Origin of the sequence: Pseudoalteromonas sp. T1lg48 (assembly GCF_002964785.1) — a bacterium.
Classification (GTDB): Bacteria; Pseudomonadota; Gammaproteobacteria; order Enterobacterales; family Alteromonadaceae; genus Pseudoalteromonas.
Genome location: NZ_PQCC01000004.1, coordinates 148046 through 168635, shown reverse-complemented (window position 1 = coordinate 168635; position 20590 = coordinate 148046). Strand labels below are relative to the sequence as shown.

General features: G+C 49.1%; 12 protein-coding genes and 1 pseudogene. 3 read left to right on the top strand and 10 right to left on the bottom strand.

The genetic code is table 11. The annotated features are described in order from the left end of the window. Positions 1-116 precede the first annotated feature (116 nt). The 6 genes and pseudogenes from C2M29_RS06145 to C2M29_RS06115 all read right to left on the bottom strand — a co-directional run bounded on the left by C2M29_RS06145 (position 117) and on the right by C2M29_RS06115 (position 11250). Positions 117-3614 (bottom strand): S8 family serine peptidase, encoded by a 3498-nt coding sequence (locus C2M29_RS06145; RefSeq protein WP_105188920.1) that lies wholly within the window; start codon positions 3612-3614, stop codon positions 117-119. Between the two features lie 829 nt (positions 3615-4443). After that, positions 4444-6257, bottom strand: a pseudogene (locus C2M29_RS06135) (S8 family serine peptidase). Positions 6258-6779: 522 nt separating this feature from the next. Continuing rightward, positions 6780-9032, bottom strand: coding sequence for a tetratricopeptide repeat protein (locus C2M29_RS06130; protein WP_105188918.1), 2253 nt, complete (start codon positions 9030-9032; stop codon positions 6780-6782). A 4-nt stretch (positions 9033-9036) separates the two neighbouring features. Continuing rightward, positions 9037-9804: a response regulator transcription factor gene (locus tag C2M29_RS06125; RefSeq protein WP_105188917.1), complete on the bottom strand. Its 768-nt coding sequence runs from the start codon at positions 9802-9804 to the stop codon at positions 9037-9039. A gap of 130 nt (positions 9805-9934) precedes the next feature. Further along, positions 9935-10297, bottom strand: coding sequence for a hypothetical protein (locus tag C2M29_RS06120; protein WP_105188916.1), 363 nt, complete (start codon positions 10295-10297; stop codon positions 9935-9937). Between the two features lie 119 nt (positions 10298-10416). Continuing rightward, complete coding sequence (locus C2M29_RS06115) at positions 10417-11250, bottom strand: mechanosensitive ion channel family protein (RefSeq protein ID WP_105188915.1); 834 nt, start codon at positions 11248-11250, stop codon at positions 10417-10419. A 226-nt stretch (positions 11251-11476) separates the two neighbouring features. Between C2M29_RS06115 and C2M29_RS06110 the strand changes: the two genes are divergently transcribed. The 3 genes from C2M29_RS06110 to C2M29_RS06100 all read left to right on the top strand — a co-directional run bounded on the left by C2M29_RS06110 (position 11477) and on the right by C2M29_RS06100 (position 13931). Continuing rightward, positions 11477-11851: a hypothetical protein gene (locus C2M29_RS06110; protein ID WP_105188914.1), complete on the top strand. Its 375-nt coding sequence runs from the start codon at positions 11477-11479 to the stop codon at positions 11849-11851. Between the two features lie 64 nt (positions 11852-11915). Further along, entirely contained in the window at positions 11916-12635 is a 720-nt protein-coding gene (locus C2M29_RS06105; RefSeq protein ID WP_105188913.1) for a methyltransferase family protein, read from the top strand. A gap of 177 nt (positions 12636-12812) precedes the next feature. After that, positions 12813-13931, top strand: a complete 1119-nt coding sequence (locus tag C2M29_RS06100; RefSeq protein ID WP_105188912.1) for a GGDEF domain-containing protein — start codon at positions 12813-12815, stop codon at positions 13929-13931. 2 nt (positions 13932-13933) lie between these two features. Here the strand turns inward: C2M29_RS06100 and C2M29_RS06095 are convergent, their stop codons facing one another. The 4 genes from C2M29_RS06095 to C2M29_RS06080 are packed head-to-tail and all read right to left on the bottom strand — an operon-like array spanning position 13934 to position 20425. After that, positions 13934-15082 (bottom strand): catalase family protein, encoded by a 1149-nt coding sequence (locus tag C2M29_RS06095; RefSeq protein WP_105188911.1) that lies wholly within the window; start codon positions 15080-15082, stop codon positions 13934-13936. Positions 15083-15091: 9 nt separating this feature from the next. Further along, complete coding sequence (locus tag C2M29_RS06090) at positions 15092-17308, bottom strand: di-heme-cytochrome C peroxidase (protein WP_105188910.1); 2217 nt, start codon at positions 17306-17308, stop codon at positions 15092-15094. A gap of 58 nt (positions 17309-17366) precedes the next feature. Beyond that, positions 17367-18410: an SMP-30/gluconolactonase/LRE family protein gene (locus C2M29_RS06085; RefSeq protein WP_105188909.1), complete on the bottom strand. Its 1044-nt coding sequence runs from the start codon at positions 18408-18410 to the stop codon at positions 17367-17369. Beyond that, positions 18410-20425, bottom strand: coding sequence for a patatin-like phospholipase family protein (locus C2M29_RS06080; RefSeq protein ID WP_105188908.1), 2016 nt, complete (start codon positions 20423-20425; stop codon positions 18410-18412). Before C2M29_RS06080 ends, C2M29_RS06085 begins: the two co-directional genes overlap by 1 nt. Between the last annotated feature and the right edge of the window lie 165 nt (positions 20426-20590).

Below are 20590 nucleotides of genomic sequence, written 5' to 3'. Positions count from 1 at the left end.
AGGTTTTCGAACATTAATAACAATCCCTATTTTCTCTTTTTGATTTACGCTCTTGTGTTAAACGTAAATTAAGAAGAAAAAGGAAGGCTCTAGTGAGCCTTCCCAGGGTTTACAACTTACTTACGTTTACCGTTGCCTTTTGACTTAGGAGAAGCCGCAATGGTCTCTTCTAAAGAACAGTTGGCAGTGCCAGTTTCACAAATTTGGTAAGTGAAGCTAGTAGCGGTTGAGTTAAAGCGGTCTGTATAGCTCGTTTTAGTCACACCAGTGTCTACTAGGGCACCGTCGCGGTATACATCAAACTCTGTTGCAGTTTGTGCAGTCCAAGACAGGCTGGCTACGATACGGCCGTTAGAGGCTTCAGCAGTACCTTGTAGTGTGATAGTAGGCTCTACTACAGGCTCAGTCACAGTTACGTCTTTAGTGATTGAGTGCTGGGCACCGTCATCATCGCTTACAGTTAGGGTTACAGTGTAAGTACCCGCAGCTGCATAGCTGTGTGAAGGGTTAGCTAGAGTTGAGCTAGCGCCGTCACCGAAGTCCCAAGACCAAGTGCTTACCGCACCGTCAGTGTCACCTGACATGTCAGTGAACTGTACGTTCAGGTCAGTAGCGGCGAAGCTGAAGTCAGCTACAGGTGCTACGTTAGCCGGAGCGTCTACCACAGTGAAGCTTACTTGTGCCTGGTCGAACGCGTCTTGCGAGTCAGTAGCCACTGCAGTCACGATGTGGTCACCAGCGCCAAGCGTGTCGATGCTGAATAGTGCACCAGTACCGATTAGGCCGTTGAAGTTATCGTACCACTTGATACCTGCGCTTAGGTCGCCATCTTCTGCGTCAATTGCAGTACCGTCGAAGGTGATGCTGTCGCCTAGGTTGAAGCTAGTGCCACCCATAGGTGCATTGATAGTCATTTCAGGCGCTTGGTTTTCAGCCGGTGGTGGTAGTACCGCGTCACCGTTAGATGCTGAGATGCTCCAGCTGTTAAGTACGCCGTTCATGGTGTAGCTTGACGTATCTTCTGCGTATAGACGCCATTTACCCTTGCTTGACTCACCTGCGAATTCTACTGGAGTAAAGGTATGGATAAGGTCTTTATTCCAGAAGTCACGCCAAGTTACTAGCTTCACTAGAGTACCAGCAGGAGACTGTAACCAAACGTTCAAGTATTGAACTGAATCGTAAGAGATGTTTACAGACACTTCTAGCGCATCGATAGCAACACCGGTAGGTAGGTCGATTTCAGTGTATACACGGCCGCCCCACTCAGGAAGTGCAATGGCTGTGTTGTTAGAACCGCTTACCGTAGTGTTGGCAGCTGCTACAGAGAACTCGATGCTCTGGTTAGTTGTTTGACCCGCAGAGTCGGTAACAGAAGCCGTTACTACGTGGTCGCCTACAGATAGGTCTGACTTAGTGAAGCTTGCACCGTTGCCGATAACACCATCAACATTTGACGTCCATACTACAGTTGAAGTTAGGTCGCCGTCTTCAGTGTCGCTTGCATTTGCAGAGAAACTTACTGTTTCGCCAACAAGGAAGGCACTGTTGTTTTCAGGAGTTGCGATAGACACGTTAGGAGCGAAGTCAGTAGCACTTAGAGGCGCGCCGCTTAGCTTCAATGTCCAGTCGTTAAGAATACCTGAGGCGTTGTTGCTGTGGTCTTCTACTCGTAGCGTCCAGTTACCTAGGGCGTTATCCAGCTCATTATCATAGCTAACAAAGTCCATCTCAAGACGGTTGGTGCCTTGGCCTTCGAATTCTCGAAGTACAGACTCTTTACCGTTAGGTGCTACTAGCTTGATCACTAGGTCAGCGATGTTGTCGTGAGTGATGTCAACGTGACCTGCAACCTCAGTGATGATCATCTCATGAGGTACGTTAATTACGCTCTCAGCTGGAGACTCAGGTGCATCGTCCTCAATCAATACCGCTTCGTTGTTGCTGAAGCTGGTAGACGTGCTGCCTTCAGGCCATACACGTAGCGTTAGAGGTAATGTCTTAGTGATATCACCGTCTACCGCAGTCACCGTCATTTGGTAAGTACCAGGAGCAGTTGCAGTTGTAGTGTTGATAGTCATAGTTGTGGCTGTGTCAGCAGCAACTGGGTTTTGACTAAATAGCACTTGTGCATCTAAAGCTGGAACAGTAGACAGGCTTAGAGTCGCATCGCCTGTGAAACCACCGGCAGCGGTCAGGTCGATAACGAAGTCTTGGCTTTCGTTTTGGTTAACCGTTGCAGACGAAGGCGTGGCATTCATAAAGAATGAAGGACCTGTACCGCCTGAATCAGCCAAGGCATTGAACACGTTCATGCGCTTGCCGTTGATGGTTTTGCCTTGTAATGCGGCTACGTCATCACCCGTGCTCATTAGGATGTTTTTAAGCTGCGCAGTAGTTAGATTTGGGTTACCAGATAATACAAGCGCTGCAGCACCGGCTACGTGAGGTGTGGCCATTGAAGTGCCGCTAAGCGAGTCATATGCACCGCCAGGTACAGTAGATACAATGAATGAACCCGGAGCGGCAATGTGTACCAGCTCGTCACCGAAGTTAGAGAAACCAGATAGGTTGTCTTGACTGTCGGTAGAGGCAACGGCCATTACGTTTGGTACATCATAACCTGCAGGGTAGAAACCACCGGCATCGATATCAGAAGCATCGTTACCTGCCGCCGCTACGAATAGCATATCGGCGTTGTTGGCTGCTGCGATTGCGTCTTTAAGCGTTTGCGTGAAACCACCGCCACCCCAGCTGTTGTTAAGAACGCGAACGTTGTTACCGGCATTTTTAAGACCGATCATATAGTCGATACACTGAACACCGTCGGCAAGGGTACCACCACCTGAACCCAGGAAGCTACAACCTACCATGCTGGTACGCCAGTTCACACCAACAACACCCAGGTTGTTGTCACCTTGAGCACCGATAGTACCGGCTACGTGAGTACCGTGAAGGCCAGTGTCTTGAGGGTTACCATTGTCTAGGATGGCTGAGATACCGTGGATGTCATCGATATAACCGTTACCGTCGTCATCGATACCGTTTCCAGGGATCTCGTTAGGGTTGCGCCAGATGTTATTTACAAGATCAGGGTGTTGGAAATCGAAACCTGTGTCGATAACACCCACGATTACTGATGCATCACCGATGGTGTAATCCCATGCCGCTTCGGCAGAGATTTTTTGCATGCCGTAAAGGTTTGCATAGCTAGGGTCGTTTGGAACAGCTTGGTGCTTAACGATGAAGTTAGGCTCAGCGTACTCTACAAGTGGGTGGTTTTTAAGGCTAGCCAATACAGCATCTACTGAACGGCCCTTACCAAGATCTAGTACCGCAAGACGACCGTTAGCAATGTTGCGTAGGCGGTCATCAACACCGTCGTTGTTTTTATCTTTGAAAGATACGCCAAGGTTACGAGAAAGCTCTTTACGCTCTTTCTTAGCTACTCTTTCTTTAAACTTAACGATAACAGTTTGTTGATCGTATTCTGGTGCTGCTTTGTGTGGCGCTTGCGCTACTGCTAAAGCAACAGGACTGATACCAGCTAGTAGTGTAGTACCTACTAGTGTTTTGATTAGTTTGGAAGATGACTTCTTGGGCGTTTTCATCATCTGATCTCCTGTTGTTTGTAAATTTAACTTATGGTTGGTTCATTTGTACGTACCCACTTCATTCTCCCTGTAAGTCGCACGCTCGCACTTCTTGTATGCGAATGTATATAGTTATATACCTTCGTTTGTATATGATCAATAAAAATGACGTAAAAAATTCACATTTATTTATAAAAAATGTATAGAAAGTATGCAGTGTTATGATTTGAAAGGGGTTTTTATTACAGGAAAATGACAAATTATTTTTTATTCATCGGAAGAATTTCGTGTTTTTGTCTATTGATGTGCAAATTGCAATAGAATTGTTAGCAGGACAAATGTCCTATAAAACCAGTATTTATGCAGTGTTGCGCGTTATTTATGCACGGGTGACAGAGAGCTTTGCTAGGTCTGAGAGGTGCCTGGAAATTGCTCAATTGTATATAAACTTGTATTTCAGCCTAATGCACTTAGAGCCAACCAAAGAAGATGTATACGCTGTATACAAAAAACTGAGTCTGGGCGACAGGCGCTCTGTCTTGCCTTAGGGACAATGAGACAGGGGATCGATGTGCTCAAAGCCCAGTCGCTCACTGTGGCAGCTGATGGGGCTGTAATTAAGGGCGGTATGACATTATAGACATGAGTCGTAGTATGCCCGCGCTGGCTTGCACTTTATTGCCGCGCCTGGAGTATCGCACTGAACTTGTGTGGCCCTTGGCCTGGGCGGGCCTTGTATGTATGGGGGCGTTAAATGGGAAAATAGTGGGGGCTAAAAAGAAAAAAGCAGCGGCTCAATGGGGATGAGCACACTGCTTTGGTTAAGGTCCAACTAGAAAAGGGTTTCTGCTTAGAAAGAGATTACTTGCTCAGCAGTACAGTCTGTGGTGTTTTGGTCACAGGCTTTATAGGTGAATGTGCCGCTTACCTTACGAGAGAAGGCATCGTTGTACTGTGTGCCATTAGCAACAGTAGCAATTTTGGCACCATCACGGTAGATATCGGCACTACCCGAAGACGCACCCAAGGCAACAAGCTCTACCTGATTTTTGCCTTTGGCAAATACATGCGTGGCACTAAGTGATAGCTCACCCGGAGTCGGCGTGTTACCACAACCATTTTGTGTTAGGTAATCGTGAGCGGCCTTGGCCTTAACGATACCGTAACCAAAGTAGACATCGTGGCCAGCTGCGCCTTGGTCTTCGGCGGTCATCTTCAATGCGTCACGGATTTGCTCACCACTACACCGGTGTGGTTTGACCAAACCAGTGCGGCAACGCCGGCTACCGCAGGTGAAGCCATAGAGGTACCGCTCATGTAACCGTAAGCAGAAGGAGTGACGCTTACTGAGATTGAGGCTGCATTCAAAAATGCATCACGGTCAGCAAGGTCTGCACCAATTGCAGGAATAGATGTGCTGTTCATATCACCCAGGGTGCCATACAGTACACCGTCTACGTTGTTAACGATAACCGCACCAACGCCGCCAGAGGCTTCACAGTTTGCTACTTTATCGTGGAAGCTGATGTTACCGCGGTCGATAACACAGATGCGGCCTTGTGCACCGGCATCTACGGCTTCAGCAGTGCCCATGAAATAGCCCGCAGCCGTCGCTTCACCGTCGTTTTCCATGCCTGCAGAAGCATAGAAAGTACCGTCTGCGCTTAGCGACGCAATATCCGCCATGCCCGCTGGGTAGGTAGAAAGCGTTTGAACACCGCCGGCCGTTGCTTCAACACAGATGGTTTCATCGAAGGTGGCACGTTTGCCGCGTCCGCTTGAACAGCTTGGAAACTGAGAAAAGGGTGCAATGTTGTTATCGGCATCGTTGGCGCCAACCATCATAACTGCAGGGTAGGCTGCAGGATATGAAGCAGCTGAGTTACCATCGTTACCCGCAGCGGCAACGATCAGACCACCATTGGCACTGAATTCGGCAAAGGCGTTGGCTTCAACGTTGTTGCTACCGCCGCCACCTAAGCTCATGTTGATGATATTGGCACCGGCTTGGCTACATAGGTTAGTAGCGTGGGCAAGATCTGATGAGTAAGCCCAACCGCGCTCGGTGAATACCTTGATAATGTGCATTTCAACGCCTGGGGCCATGCCGACTACGCCGAATTCGTTATCGCTGGCGCCAATGGTACCGGCTACGTGGGTGCCGTGTGGGCCACCGTTTACATTCCAATCGCCTGTACCTGGGTCATAATCACCCGTGATACCGGCCCAGTTAAAGTCAGGGTTTGATCTATCAAGACCTGAGTCGATAACACATACTTTCATGCCTGCGCCGGCAATAAAGGGTACCTGGTTAGCTTGTGACTGGTATACGGCGTAAGGCGTAAGCTGGCTGGTCATAGGATTACCAGCATCGTCGTTGTATAACGCGAATGGCTTACGGATTTGGTCTTTTTCGATTAGTTTTACATGTGGGTTATTAAGAACACCCTTAACCTGAGAAAGGTCCATGCCCGGGAAGCTGGCGGCAAAGAAACCTTCGCCATCAACCTTGATTTCGGCGCCAGACTGAACGGCTAATGCTTTGACAACACCTTTACTGTTGTTATCAACCTGGATTACGAAACGAGAATCGTCTGCTTGTGCGCATGCTGCTGCGCTAAGTGTTAATGCCGCTAAGGCGCTCGCTATTTTTGTTACTTTCATAACTTTGCTCCAATTTGTGTAGGGGTTGGCGTTACCTTGGTGTTGTCCGTACACCGCGAAAACGCGTGCTGCCTACAAGTTGGTGTTCAATGCTATTTATCTTTGCGGCTTCTGGTGCTCAGGCATAAATATTTGAACTTGCTAAAAAAACATAACGTGATCCCTTGCCTCGAAAGGTTTTGGGAATCAATTTCAATGACTCAACATATACATTTATATACATATAGACACTAAAGATCAAATAAATTTAACTTTTTGTACACAGTAATGACAAAAAACTGACTAAAATCTCCTGAAAATGGATGATAAGTTACCGAAAATAAAGAAAATTATTCGATAAGTTGCAGCGATAAAATTAACAAGTAAAAAACGGTTAACTTGTATACCAAAGAAAGCGTTGAGTTAAGAAAGTGGTTAATTGGGCCAGGGCGACTGACTTTTTTGTCGCCATGAAGGCGCCATGTATATGCTGCTCAGCAGAGGGCACTGTGTTAAAGAGCTAAAGCCGGCGCCAAAATGCGCCTAGCTGTTACTGGTTGGTGGCGGCTTTTTCGGACAGCGAATGGTGAGTTTGGCACCACCTAGGGTAGAAGACCCAACTATGAGTTTGCCACCATGAGCTTCACTTATTTTTTTCGCCAGTGCCAGACCCAGGCCGACACCGCCGGAATCGCGACAGCGACTGAGGTCGAGGCGAACAAAGGGCTCAATAACCCGCTGTCGTTCGGCAACGGGAATACCCGGGCCGTCGTCTTCAATACAGATCTCATAATGTTGCGACAGGTTATTTAAGGTAACCTGCACCTGTGTCTCGGCAAAGCGGGCGGCATTGCGAACGATATTGGAAACGGCGCGGTTTAGTTGGTGACTATCGGCCTGAACCACACAAGGCTGTGGCCCTTTCTCGGTCAATTCGAAATGAATATCGGGATACAGATCGACATGAGATTCAAGTAAGCGCGACAGCATGTTGCCAATTTTAAGCTCGCTGGTGTGCAGTGCCCGGGACTTATTTTCCAGCTGGATAAAGTCCAAGGCTTCTTTGATCAGCTTTTCCAGTTCGGTCAGGCCATCATTAATCTTAGTGCTCAGCAGCTTAGTGTTATCGGCAACCAGAGAGTCTTCCAACATATCGAAGGCCAATTGCACCCGTGCCAATGGCGCCCTGAATTCATGGGCAACCGCTTGAATTAATTCCCGTTGCGATTTGATGTTTTCATTCAACGAGCGGTTTATCTTGTTTTGATGCATGCGGTTAACAAACAACAGAATAAAGGCGAAGCTGGCACACAAGGAAGCAATCCAGACATTACGGGTGTATCTCTGCTGTTCAATCTCTTTGCGCTTTAGGCTTTGATCCGCCTGTAACAGTTTAATTTGCTGTTCTCGTTTTTCCGCTTCGAAGTGGCTTAGCAAGAAGGCAACCCGTTGATCGCTCTCGGAGTTAAACATCTCATCATTGACCTGTTTAAACAATTCCAGGTAATAAAGGGCTTGAGCCAGATCGCCCCTGTCCTTATAAATTTGATAAAGATACTGATAGGCATCGCGCACCATGCGCTTATCTTCAACATCCGTAGCCACCTCTATAGAGCGATTGGTTAAATGGATCGCTTGGGTGGTCTCACCTTTAAGCTTGGCTATTTTCGCACTGACCAATAACGCATTCGCCTGCAGGGGGATAATTTTTAGATTGATAATTTTTTGCAGTGCCGGCTCGGCGTACTCCTGAGCCAAATCCGCATCGCCTAACTCTATATAGGCGCTGGCGATATCAATTTTGATCCGTGACATCATGGCGACATCATCCAATTCCTGGGCAAGTGCCAGGGCGGATTGATATTGATGCAGTGCGGCATCGAATTGATGTTTACGTTGGTGCACGGCCCCCAAGTTAGTGAGCATTTCGGCAATGCCAAGCTTGTCCTGCAAGGTTTCGTAATAACCCAGTGCCCGCTGTAGGTAAGACAGCGCCATATCATAGTCTTCGAGATAGAAGTAGGTGAGGCCAATGTTGCCGAGCACTTGAGCGAGACCGGGAACATCGTTAATACGCTCGCGAATGGTCAGTGATTTTAATTGGTAATCAAGGGCTAAACTATAGTTACCACTGGTACCGTGAATATTGGCGAGGTTATTGAGAGACACGGCGATGCTTTTCTCTTCGCCTATTTGTTGCTGCATCTCAAAGGCACTTTGAAAATACTCGAGTGCTTTTTTTGGCTCGCCCAGGGTTTGGTGAATGATGGCGATATAATTAGTGGTATTGGCGATACCCCGGGTATCTTGCTGTTCCTTGGCTATTTCGAGGGCTTGTTCAAAGTTTTTCAATGCCGATTGGTAATCGGCGGTGCGCCAATAGATGATCCCCTGCATGGTAACAGACACATAAAGACCGCGTTTATAATCGACTTCTTTTGACAGGGCCTGGCTTTGATTGGTGCGAGCCTGTGCCTGTTCGTACTGCCCCAGGGTAATATGAGCCCAGGCCATATTATTGAGGACCGTTATATGGCGCTTTTCATCCGGGTACTTGGCAAAACTCGACAAGGCCTGCTGTGCATATTCCAAGCTAAGCGGAGGATTGTTATCCCGGTAGGCTTCCACCAGCTCGGTTAAAATCTCGCCTTTTTCTCTGCCCTTGGCCTGAGGCAGTTGCGCTTCGAGTTGGGCAACGCTGCTTTGTTCTTCGTTATCACTACCCTGCACCGAGGTACTAAGCCAAAGCCCGGTACCTAGAAGCAAACAGAGTAGTAATAACAGTTTAAAGCGCATCGTATTATCTATCTCCTACGAAGAGATAACCCTTACCGTGGATAGTTCTAATTCTAGTCGAAGGATTGTTGTCGTCGCCAAGCTTTTTGCGGATCCGTGACACGCGCAAGTCTATGGTTCTATTAGAGCTTTCATAACCTAGTTTGGCAAAATGCTCGGAAATAAACTCCCGGTCGCAGATCACTCCGGGGTTGCTGGCTAATAAGGCTAGCAATTCAAACTCCGCGGTGGTCAAATCCACGACCTTGCCGTCTTTTTCCGCGCTTTGATATTTTTTATCTATCACCAGATCATCGAATTTGATCAAGGCTTCGTCTTCTGTTTTTTCTTCCGGCTGTTGTTCTGTCCTTGGAAGCGATGCGGGTGCTTCATGGGGATTGCGGCGCAGCAGGGCTCGTACTCGTGCCAGCAGTACCCGCGAGCGCACCGGTTTTGCTAAATAATCGTCGGCACCGGTTTCCAGGCCTGCCACTTCATCAATGTCGTTGTCGAGGGCGGTAAGCATAAGAATAGGACCGTCGTAGGTGCCTTCCAAACCCGGGTAACCGTAGCGCGCCTGACGGCAAACCGACAAGCCGTCCATATCCGGTAGCATGACATCGAGCACGACCAATGCCGGCTGCTCGGTAATTATGGTTTGCACAGCTTTTAAGCCGTTGTTTTCAATTTTGGTTTTATAGCCGTTGGTTTCAAGAAAACCCGCCACCAGTTGCGCTAACTCGGTGTCGTCATCCACCACTAGGATCCAGTTATTATCTTTTCCGTTCATCATCTTGGCCTGGACAGTAACATTTAATTCATAACTTCGTAATCATACATGAGTTTGTATTGAGTTGTATATCGATGTTTTTTACTCGGGAACACCAGTCGCATATCCGCTCAATACCTGCAAAAACAGGCCGTTAATTGAAATTACGACAGACTTGCCTGGCAAGCACTTCGTTGTGCTGGCTTGGCTCTTGCTTATAAATAAGATAATACTTTTCACAGTGACTGCCCCTGGTGGCGATAAAATCAGGGCTTAGAATGTCGGAATTACCGAGCATCTGTGTCTGTGATGCAGGGAGTTGGGTCTCCGTGACAGCACTTGAACTCATAGGGCCTAGCTCGGCAGAAGGCTCGGCTGGAGGCTCGGCTGAAGGCTCGGCCGATGGCTCAGTATTGACGAGCAGCTTAATGAGCAAGAGCGCGATAGCGATAATAAGCAAGATGGCCGGAGCTAGGTATGCTTTATTGTTGTTTGACGACAGGATACCCAAGAACATATTTACGCCCTGTTTTTAAACATTTTTTTAATTGTTATGAGTATAGCCTATCGGGGCGCTCTGTATGCGACTGGGGCTAAAATGGTAGGCACGCCGCAGCGTGCCATGGGTTGAAGGGCTTAGGAGTGGGCTTCCTGCTTGAGTGTAACCACTCGCTGAGGAAAGGGGATTTCTATGTGTGCCTGTTTCAAGGCGCGGAATATCGCCTTATTGATTTCAAGTCGGGTGGCCACCTTGGCCTTGGTTGGTGCCCAATAGCGATATAAGAGCACAACGCTGCTGTCGGCAAATTCGTTGATCCCTACCTGTGGCTTTGGCGTTTGCGCAACATCGCTCTGCGACGCCAACACCTCGATGATGAGTGCTTCTGCCTGCTCATAATCGGCATCGTAGGCAATGCCAATGGTCCCTTCTTCAAGAGAGTAATCGAATGAATTATGAATGATTTCGCCAACAATGTGCTTGTTGGGAATGGTGATCTCCACCTCATCTTCGTCGCGTAAATGGGTCATACCGAGCTCAATGGCGCTTACCTGACCTGTGACGCCCTTTACCGTAATGGTGTCACCGACCACAAAGGGACGGGTTGCAATGATCGCAAGGCCGGCGCCATAGTTTGACAGCATGCCTTGCAATGCCAGGCCAGCACCTAGTGATGCGGCACCAATGGCGGCAACAAAGGGAGTCACACTTATTCCCACCTTGCCCAGGGCAATGACCACAAAGGTGACGATAAGTAGCACCCGCACCAGGTTACTGGTAAAGGTGGACAAGGTAATGTCGATTTTGTGGCTCTGCATCAGGGCAAAGATCCAGCGGCTAATGCGTTGTGCCAGCCACAGACCAAACACCAGTAATACCAAAGCCAGTACCAACTGTGCACTGTAGGCAACGAGGAAGTCTATGGCCATTTGGTAGTAACGTTCTACTTGGGCTATTTCTTGTTCGATCATCTAACGTTTTTACTCGAATAATGTGTTTGCTAAATAGTAACGACTTAGAACGGCTAATTCGAGAGAGAATTGGCAATTGAATCTATAATTATCAGAGTTTCGCTAAGTACAAGCGCCTGGGTTTGACCCTAGGCTTGAACCCTAGGCTTGAACCCGAGGCTTAAACCCGAGGCTTAAATCCATACCCTATACCCGGACGCCGGGCTGAAAATCAGATGTTGGAATTATGAAATACTGGACACTCATTACTGGCTTATTATTTTCATCTACCTTGTTTGCGGCCACCGAAGCAGGTGACGGCACCTTGGAACAAATGAGGCTGGACGCGCTCTCGCGAATTGATGTCCTCGCGTGCCTTGAAAAGGGCGGGGTGATCAAAAGTGTGTGTATGAATGCCATCCCTGCCTGTATCTACACCTACCCGGATGCGGGCAAGCAGTGTACCACGGGCTCAGATTGTCAGGGCCATTGCCTTGTCGTCGGTGACTTTGTGGCAGAAGGCAGCGTGGTGGTAGGGCAATGCAGTGTCGATAACGACCCCTGCGGCTGTTATCAACGAATTCGAGATGGTGTGGCCGAATACGCCATGTGCACGGATTAGTAAGGTTAGGCAGTTTAATTCACTGATCTGTACGTTCACGCTCAATAATGATTTGGGGACTGATATGTCAGCCAAGCCGGGCGATAAAGCCGCTCATAAAAGCATGTCGACACGTCAGTGGGTTGACCTGCTCCTGTTGTATCTTACTTTCCCCCTGATTCTATTTGTGTGCAGTTTTGACCTTCATTGGTGGCAGGCCTGGGTCTATTCGGCGGAGGTGTTCGCCTTTGGCGTCGGCGGCCATGTGCTAACAGAGCAAAGGAATCCCGGATTAATCGCCGAAAGACAAAATATCGACAGCATTAAAAAAGCCAAACCCTGGGATAAGGTACTTGCTCCTTTAATGGCGATAAGCATCGGCTTTCCCATGATCATAGTGGCCGGGCTTGACCACAGGTATCAGTGGTCCAGCGAATTTCCCCTGTGGCTAAATTGGCTGGGGTTTATTTTGGTTGCCCTCGGCTATGGCATTGCTACCTGGGCCCTGGTAGAAAACCGGTTTTTTATCAGTGTAGTGCGCATCCAAACCGAGCGCGGCCATGTGGTCTGTGATACCGGCCCCTATCTCTTTATTCGTCATCCCGGTTATGCCGGCAGTGTATTGGCCTTGTTTGGCATTGTCCTGGCGCTTGATTCGCTGTGGACCTTACTGCCCACGGCATTCGCCACTGTGATAACCCTGATACGAACCCAATTAGAAGATACAACTTTGCACAAGGAGTTACCGGGGTACAGGGATTATGCCCGACGGGTTAAATATCGCTTGCTTCCCGGGGTATTCTAATTAGCCCTGTGCGGATAGCGACGCATTGCCACCTTGCAGGTGAAACAGGCCATCAAGCTGAGTAAAAAAGGCGTTAAACTTTTTAATTTATTAAGTAACAAATCATCAAAGGCTATGGCAGAATAAGCAAACAACAATAAAGTGTGGCCACAGCGCCGCCGGTAAAAATAACTCCCTATGATAAAAAAACTTGTTCACCTGGGTTTTATAAACATAGGCACGGACCGCCTTGAACACGTTGAAGCAACTAAGGTACAAACCACCAACCTGGTGACCGTTGTGACCTGTGTGGTTGCCTTGTTGTACGCACTGTACTTTCTTCTGTCTTTAAACCAGACCGCCGTGGCCGCTATTAACTTGGCCTTTGTTGTCTGTTATGGCTTTGGTTTGTTGTTTTCCCATAAGCGCTACTACCGAGGGGCCAAGGTGTGGTTTTTTACCGTGCTGATGGCGCACGTTTACCTCTTTAGTGTTCACACTTTTGGGGTTGGTGCTGGTTTTCATTTTTATTATTTAATAATTACCCCTGGGGTTTTTCTGCTCTTTAACGAAAACGACCGAGTTGAAAAATTTGTCTTTAGTTTAGCCGGCGGCATTCTTTTTTATGTATGTTCCGAGGCGGCGGACACGGCGCCTATTATCTCCCTCGATGCCCAATCCGAACGCCTGCTGTTTTATTCGGTGATCTACGTGACCATGATTGAAACCTATTTCATCATGGCTTTACTCAGCCATAACATAGATCTCTACCAAAAAGAGTTAAAGGCCATCGCCGCAACCGATGCGCTGACGGGGATCAATAACCGCCGCATGTTTATGATGATAGGCGAAGAGCTGTTCGAAAATGCCAAGCGCTATGAGCACCCCTTGTCGTTGCTGCTGTTGGATATCGATTACTTTAAAAAGATTAATGATGTGTATGGTCACCTGGTTGGCGATGAAGCGTTAAAGCAAGTGGCCGCAACGCTAAAAGCGAACCTGAGAGCCAGCGACTCTCTGGCGCGCTATGGTGGTGAGGAATTTGTTGTGGTGCTGCCGGAAACCGATATTACCAGTGCCCTGGCGGTGGCGGAAAACCTGCGCCACGCCGTTAGTAAGATTCAAATCGAGCTCCCTGAGGAAGCGCCGCTGACCTTTACCGTGAGTATAGGCGCCGCGGAAAAAACAGCGGAGACACCCTGTCTGATGGGGTTGCTCACGTGCGCTGATAACGCTCTGTATCGCGCCAAAGAAACAGGGCGCAATAGGGTGATAAACCATGGGCAGGCTAAAGAAGAAGGGCTAGCGTTTAGCTAGCCCTATTCGACACTGCACTCACTGCCATCAAGTTTCAAGCACCAGCCGCTTGGTTCAAGCATGGGCTGGCCGTTCTTATCATGGCGGTAACGGGATACGCCGTTATACACCGCTTTGCGTAACCGGTTGATCCCACCGACCGGTTCCAGTTCTTTTACCGCATGCCAAGGGGTAAAGGACAGGTTTTCACAAAACTGGTTTTGTTCCTGGGTATCAAATTGCTGCTCGGGTATCTCAATGCGCGCGACTTTAATAAAAGGGGAGTCCTCGGGTTGCCATTTGACCGTGGTGTCTTCCACCGGCATGTACTTATCCGGGTTTTGTAGCTGGACCATAAAGTCAAAACAGGCGCCGGTTTGGCTTAGATTAGCGCTAAGCTCCTGGCGTAAAAAGTTGGCATTATCATGGCTTACCGCGACAGCCGTGTTGCTCGAACAGGCCTTGGCGCTGTATTTCATAAACTGCTCTGCACCCAGACGATATGCAGACAGGCTGTGGTATTGCTCGGTAAGCAGGCTGTCCGGTGCTGGTTTTAGGGTTTTGGCGCCAAGGTAGAGTGACCTCAGGTGCCACTTGAATATGTTCCAGTTAAAGTCATTGAAAAAATAACCAAATTTGCTGCCTTGTGCCTGGTATTGCATAAACTTAGCGTATTCGGCGACATCTTTTATAAAAAAGACGTCGCTGTTGATCATCACAAAGTCCTGGGTTTGCGCATCCTGCTCCAGCGGCAGCAGCTTTTTGCCGTCAACGCCCATGACCTTGATAGCCATGCCCCTGGCATCTTTGACGCCATCCGCTTGCGGCCGGGTATCGCCGCTGGAAAAGCGAACCCAGGCCTGATACTGACTGGGCTCGGCAAATATTCCGTGCCTTAAGCGCGCGTCACTGAGCGCCGGCACGCTAAAAGTAGCCTTAACACAGCCATGGGCCTTGGCATGGACATCCCGGCGATAAGGAGAGGGAGCCGTGGCCGCCTGGCTGCGATCCACCATTTGCACCGCCGATGAAATAATATCGGCGATGTGGGTTTGTTCATCGGCTGGAATGACAATCCCCAGGCTGCTTTGTTTTTTGTCCTGGTTAATGACAAATAACACCGCGACCAAAGCGAGCAAGCCGATGGTACAAAAGACAATGAGTTTTTTCATCTTGTTCCCTTATAGGCCATCGCACTGAGTTGATGGGTTTGCTGCTGACGTGCTTGGGTGCTCGGCATCAGGGGAGTCTTTATGTATTTTTAAATACTCGATAATGGCCAGGCGCTGTGCCGGCGTTAAGGCCGGGCCGATGACACCATATTGGGGCGGATTACTCGGCTGGTAGGGAATATAGCCATCCCTGAATTCATGTCCGATATTTTTATTGCCGTCTTTTTGGGTATCAAACAAGAAGGCATGGCCCGCTTCTTTTTCGGTCACATAACCCAGATGCACGGGATCGTACTCCCTTTGCCCAACCCAAAACTGGCTGTCGCGCTCTGACACAGGCGAGAGCAGCTGGTAGATATTGGGTACCGAACCATTATGTAAAAACGGCGGTGTGGCCCAAATGCCTTCTAAGGGTCTGGCCTTGTAGATCATTTTTTGTTGCGGCAAATCCAAGGCGCCAAAGCCGTCCATACAGGCTTGCTTTTCCGGCGAGAAGTTTTTGTCTTGATAGTACTTCTCTCTTAAATAGATGCCGGTAATGTTGAGTGCTTCACCCAGACTGAGCGTGTCCACACTGAGCTTGGCTAACGCATCGTCCAAGGAGCGCAGTTGTTGCTGGATAAGGGCGGTTTTGATGTCTTGCTGAACATCATTATCGCCTTGCTCGCGAATGAGCTTATCCAGATCCGCTAATTTGGCGTATTTGTTTTGCCAGTTGTTAAAGCGTTGCTCTATATCCTGGTATTGCTGCGGATGGTCGCTTATCCAGTTGGTAGTTAAGGTTAACGCCTCGGCTTGTGGCTGAGGTTGTTGCAAAAACTGCTCAAGGCGCGGCGATTTAAGAAGCACTTTGGCCAGTCGTTGTAACTGCCTGATATTCATTGCCCGGACTTTCTGCGCTATGTCGCTGTTAGTTAGGCCTGTTTTGCTCAGGTTAAAGCGGTAGTTTAGAAAGTTATAGGCGGCGTTGGGATCCGTGCCCACATCATTGACGGCCAGTTCGCTCATTATCCAAAGCGGTTGGTCTTTGCCTTTTAACGGCGTTTCGATTTGTTTAACCAAGTCGCTGGCAGGGTGTGGACCATGACAGCCGGCGCAATGGCGCTGAAACAGCTGTTGTCCCTCGGCCGCTTTTACTCTATCGACCGGGCCAAAAATATCTTCCGGCCACTGCGGTGGCGTGAGCTTTTGCAGGGTCGATTCTATGGTAAAGATTTGTTCGGGCAACACGGAGGAATCGAAGCGCTGCTCCGGGGGCAGCGGATTGCCATAGCTGTCGGTCAGTGCAATGTGCGCGCCGACACCCAGCGCTTCACCCATGTTACGCGCCATGGGCTGTTTTACCGAGGCGCCATATTGCACCCAGTTAAATTTCCAGATATTCCAAAGCGGCGGGTAGTTAACCGGGCCGGTGGCCTTATGATAATTCTCTGCCGACAGATTATCGCCAAAAACGGTATTTCCGATGCGCGCCAGGGCATCGGTGCGGCCAAAGCCCTCGGTCACCGGATACAGGCCTTTGCTGGCATCGTTAAAGCCCTGATTTAAAAAGCGCATTAACACCTTGCCGAATTTTTTCTTGAGGATGGCTTTATTGTGGTCGTTATATTGCTCGCCCAGTACCTGGGTAGCAAAGCGATCAAATTTAAGCGGGTTCAAGTAGGTACTGGTCATAGAAGCTACCAAGGTTGGCACAAAATGACCCAGTTTCATGGTGGTAAAGGCATGCATGGCCTGACCACCGTCGATGCGCAGCGCGTAGTGTTTGCCGTCCTTTTTATAGTTGAGCTGACCGTTATGACAGGCAGCGCAGCTCAAATCCAACAGTTCACTGCCCGATGCCTGGTCGAAGTGCTTGGTAAAGCCCAAGGGGTATTGATAGGGATTTTGAGGGCTTGGGTTGTCATCGACGATAAAGCCGTAGGCCTTTAAATGTCTTGGATCGGCAAATCGCGTCTCGCCCCAGGGCATTTCCAGGTGCGCCAGCCAGTCGTATTCCATGCCCTTTAAGCTGGTGCCCTGTGGTGTGTAGTAGTAGGTTTGACGCTCGGGCGAATGCGCTTCGAGCCCCCAGCCCTGATCCAGGTAGCGTGTTTTTTCTGTCGGCTCATAGTCTGGGATCTGCGAGGCGGGATAGTGCACCAAGGCAAATAGGCTAAGGCCTGCCAGTACTAATAAAGCCGTTACACAGACCAGGATCCGTTTTGTTATTTTAATTAATGTCATTGTATTAACCAAGGTTAAGAGGAAGAGGGGAGAGCCCCTCCACCGAGTTATTCCCGAACTAGCCGTTAAACGCCAATGTTAAGCCGGCATTTTTCATTTTTGCTTTTACCAGCATGCCGCTGGCACCTAAGGTGATATAGGCGGTTTTATTGTCTTCGCCACCAAAGCAGATATTAGAAGGCAAGGGGGCATACAAATCCTCGCCCAGATTGATCTCGATATACTCCAATATCTCTCCTTCGGGAGACACCACGGTAATTCCGCCATTGCTAAAGGGGTTGTTGCCCTGCGGTAGCATGGTGGCCAAATAGAGGTTACCCAGCTCATCGACTGCCATGGAGTCATATATGGCCTGGCCTTCAAAGCCTGTTAGCAGGTAGGTGCCGTCCAGTGACTGGGGGTTTGGGGCAATTTCACCGGGGGCCGACAGCTCCCAGTACAACAGTCGTCGTGTATAGGTTTCTATGCTGTACAGGCGCTTGCCATCGGGCGACAGGGCGATACCGTTTGGCGCATTGAGCGGGAAGACCATTTGCTTGATGCTGGTGCCGTCCGGTGCAGCATAATAAATCCCCGTAATATCCCGGGTACGGCCATCGTCTTTGCCCCAGTCGGTAAACCACATGCCGCCTTGGCTATCAAAAACCAGATCGTCCGGTCCGCGCAGCGCAAAGGCGGGCGACAGGGCTTGGTTCTGCCACTGCATGTTGGCCATATCCAATCGGCGGCCGGTGTCGCAATGGGTATACAGGGTTTCAACCGCGGAGGTGGATAAATTTACCTTATCTATGCTGCCGCCTTTATACTCAGCCGATTGGCCGGTGCCGATAAAGAGCGTTTGCTTTGGCAGGGGCACTGGTAGCCATTGAAAGCCGCCACTGTTACAGATATAGACCTGGCCATCCGGTCCTATGGCCGCACCGTTAGGGCCTCCGGGTATTTTGGCGACCACGGCTTTGTTACCCTTTGCTGAAACTCGGGTTAGTTGCTGATTTTTGATCTCTACCAGCAGCACACTGCCATCTTGCATATAGACGGGACCTTCGGGATAGCCGAGTTGATCACATACGATTTCAAAGTTTGAACATAAAAAGCTCGTCATTATTGCTCTCCGCTGGTGGCCGTGGTCGCTAAGTCGATGGACTTTAGCATTTGGTGGGCAAGTTGGAAGCCCAGTTCCCGGTAGGCTTCAAACTGCATTTCATCGAAAAATTGATTATTGGTGCTCTGATGCGGGAAATCCGGGTTCATTCTTTTATAACTTTTCAGGTCTTCGTTTAAGTGTTCGATCATGCAGGCCTTAATATAGATAAAGCGTCCATAGCTGCCGTCGTCATAGGATATTTTCCCCTCGGTCCAAGCTATATCTGAGGTCGCCTCCTGCTGGTTAATCTCGCTGACATCGATGGCGAGTTTGGCGCCAAAATCAACGCGCGCCAGCTCAATGAGCTTGGCCAGGTCCTTGTATTGGTATTTGGGATCGGCACCGGCATCACAACAGACAATGAGCTTGCACTTACGGCGTATCAATTCATAGCAGGCCAGGTTTTCAAAGTGGCCGCCATCGGAGAGGTGAATATAGGATTGTTGCTCGTTCAATCCCTGACCGAACATGTCCCTAAACATATATAGGTACCACCAAGGCTTATTGAAAAAGCTAGCCGGTTTGGCTGGCTTATTCGGGTTTTTCAGCCAACAGCCGAGCCTTAGATTCAACAGTGACATAATAAAATTCAGCTGCTTAGAACGGGTCATCGGGGTATTGGTGGCAATCGCCGCGCCCGAGATCGCACAGGCACTGGCAAGGTCCAACTTGCCGGCCATGTAATCCTTGGTCGCTCTGTATCCCGTGCTGTCGGAGCCCGAATATAAGGGGGTCAGGGTGAAACAGTCGCCGCCGCGATTCTTATATTTGGCCCTGCTTGAGCCCAGCAATTCAATATTGCAATTAATGATGGGAAAGGGCGCGTCCGTGGCTTTGAGCTCGCCAAGTAATAGTTGCTTATCATAGCTGGTCGTTTGTTCGCACTGCTCGTCATTAGTTTCCAGTTTGGATAAATGACAAGGCATAAAGGCATCTCTTAGCCTGTCTCTGTAATAGCCATGCATAGACACTGAGTTGATGTTACAGCCCAATACCAGGAACACCGACAAAAACAGCAAGGGATAAAAAATGGTGGGTAGCAGCTCCCATTGCACGGCAAAGTGATAGCTGATCATCACAAAACCGAAACAGGTCAGCAGCAGACCTAAGTCTATCAATAGACTGGTGAGCGAATATTTAATATCGGCGTTGCCATTCCTTCTCGCCGCATAACGGGTAATAGTGATACCTATTAAGGAGATACTGAAGCTGGTGTGCACCACCCACTCGGCAAAGTGTTCAAAAGACTTGTGTAAGACGGGAATATAGCCAACGGCCAGTAACGCAAGGCCAAGGGGAAACAGGTTACTGAGGTAATACCTGAGCGTTTCTGTACGGTGGTTTGCTCGCGCAGAATCAAAGCCGGTACTGATGGCGGTCAGCAACATAACACCGAAGCTGGCAATTAAGGTGAGAAACCCCACGCCCCGTAACAATGAAAAACCGTTAAAGGGAGCATGGATGGCAATAGCGGAAAGATCCGCAGAAAACTCATAGCTCAGTAAAAATAACAACAACAGCAATAAAGGCACCATGATCAACATATTAATCAGGGTGCCCGTTAAGATTGCCGTTAACAGCGAGCTTTTATCAACGCCAAACCCCGGCGTTAAAAAACTGCTGTGTGCCCTTAGCCAAGCGAGCGTGTCACTCGCATGCTTATCCCGACGACTGGTGCCAAAGGGGAAGCGACCGGGAAATCTGGATTTAAACCAGGTAAAGGAGGTGGCAATGTAACTGCCGCCAGACACCGATGACAGATAGTCAAACTGCGTGAGTTGATCATTTTTGGCTAATGCCTGCAACACCCCGAGATTAAAGGTGGCCGAGCGGATACCGCCGCCGGAAAAGGCCAGCGCTTTGGTGTCTTTGCTGCTATCACCACTTAGGTCGCAGGCGGCTCTGCGATCGCTCAGCCATTGCTGTTCTTGATTTTCAATATCCCGATTAAATGTTTCTTGGAAGGAACTCATTGTTAAGTTGTTGTTATTATTTTTGTTATATTATCTATGTTTCTACAATTAACTCAAACGATACCTGCGTTTATTGCTGTTACCCGTGCGGGAAAGGGCTGGAGTCGGAAAGGCCGACCCGGCAACTTAGCCACCAGGACTTAGGACGCTGGTGGCTATTTACTG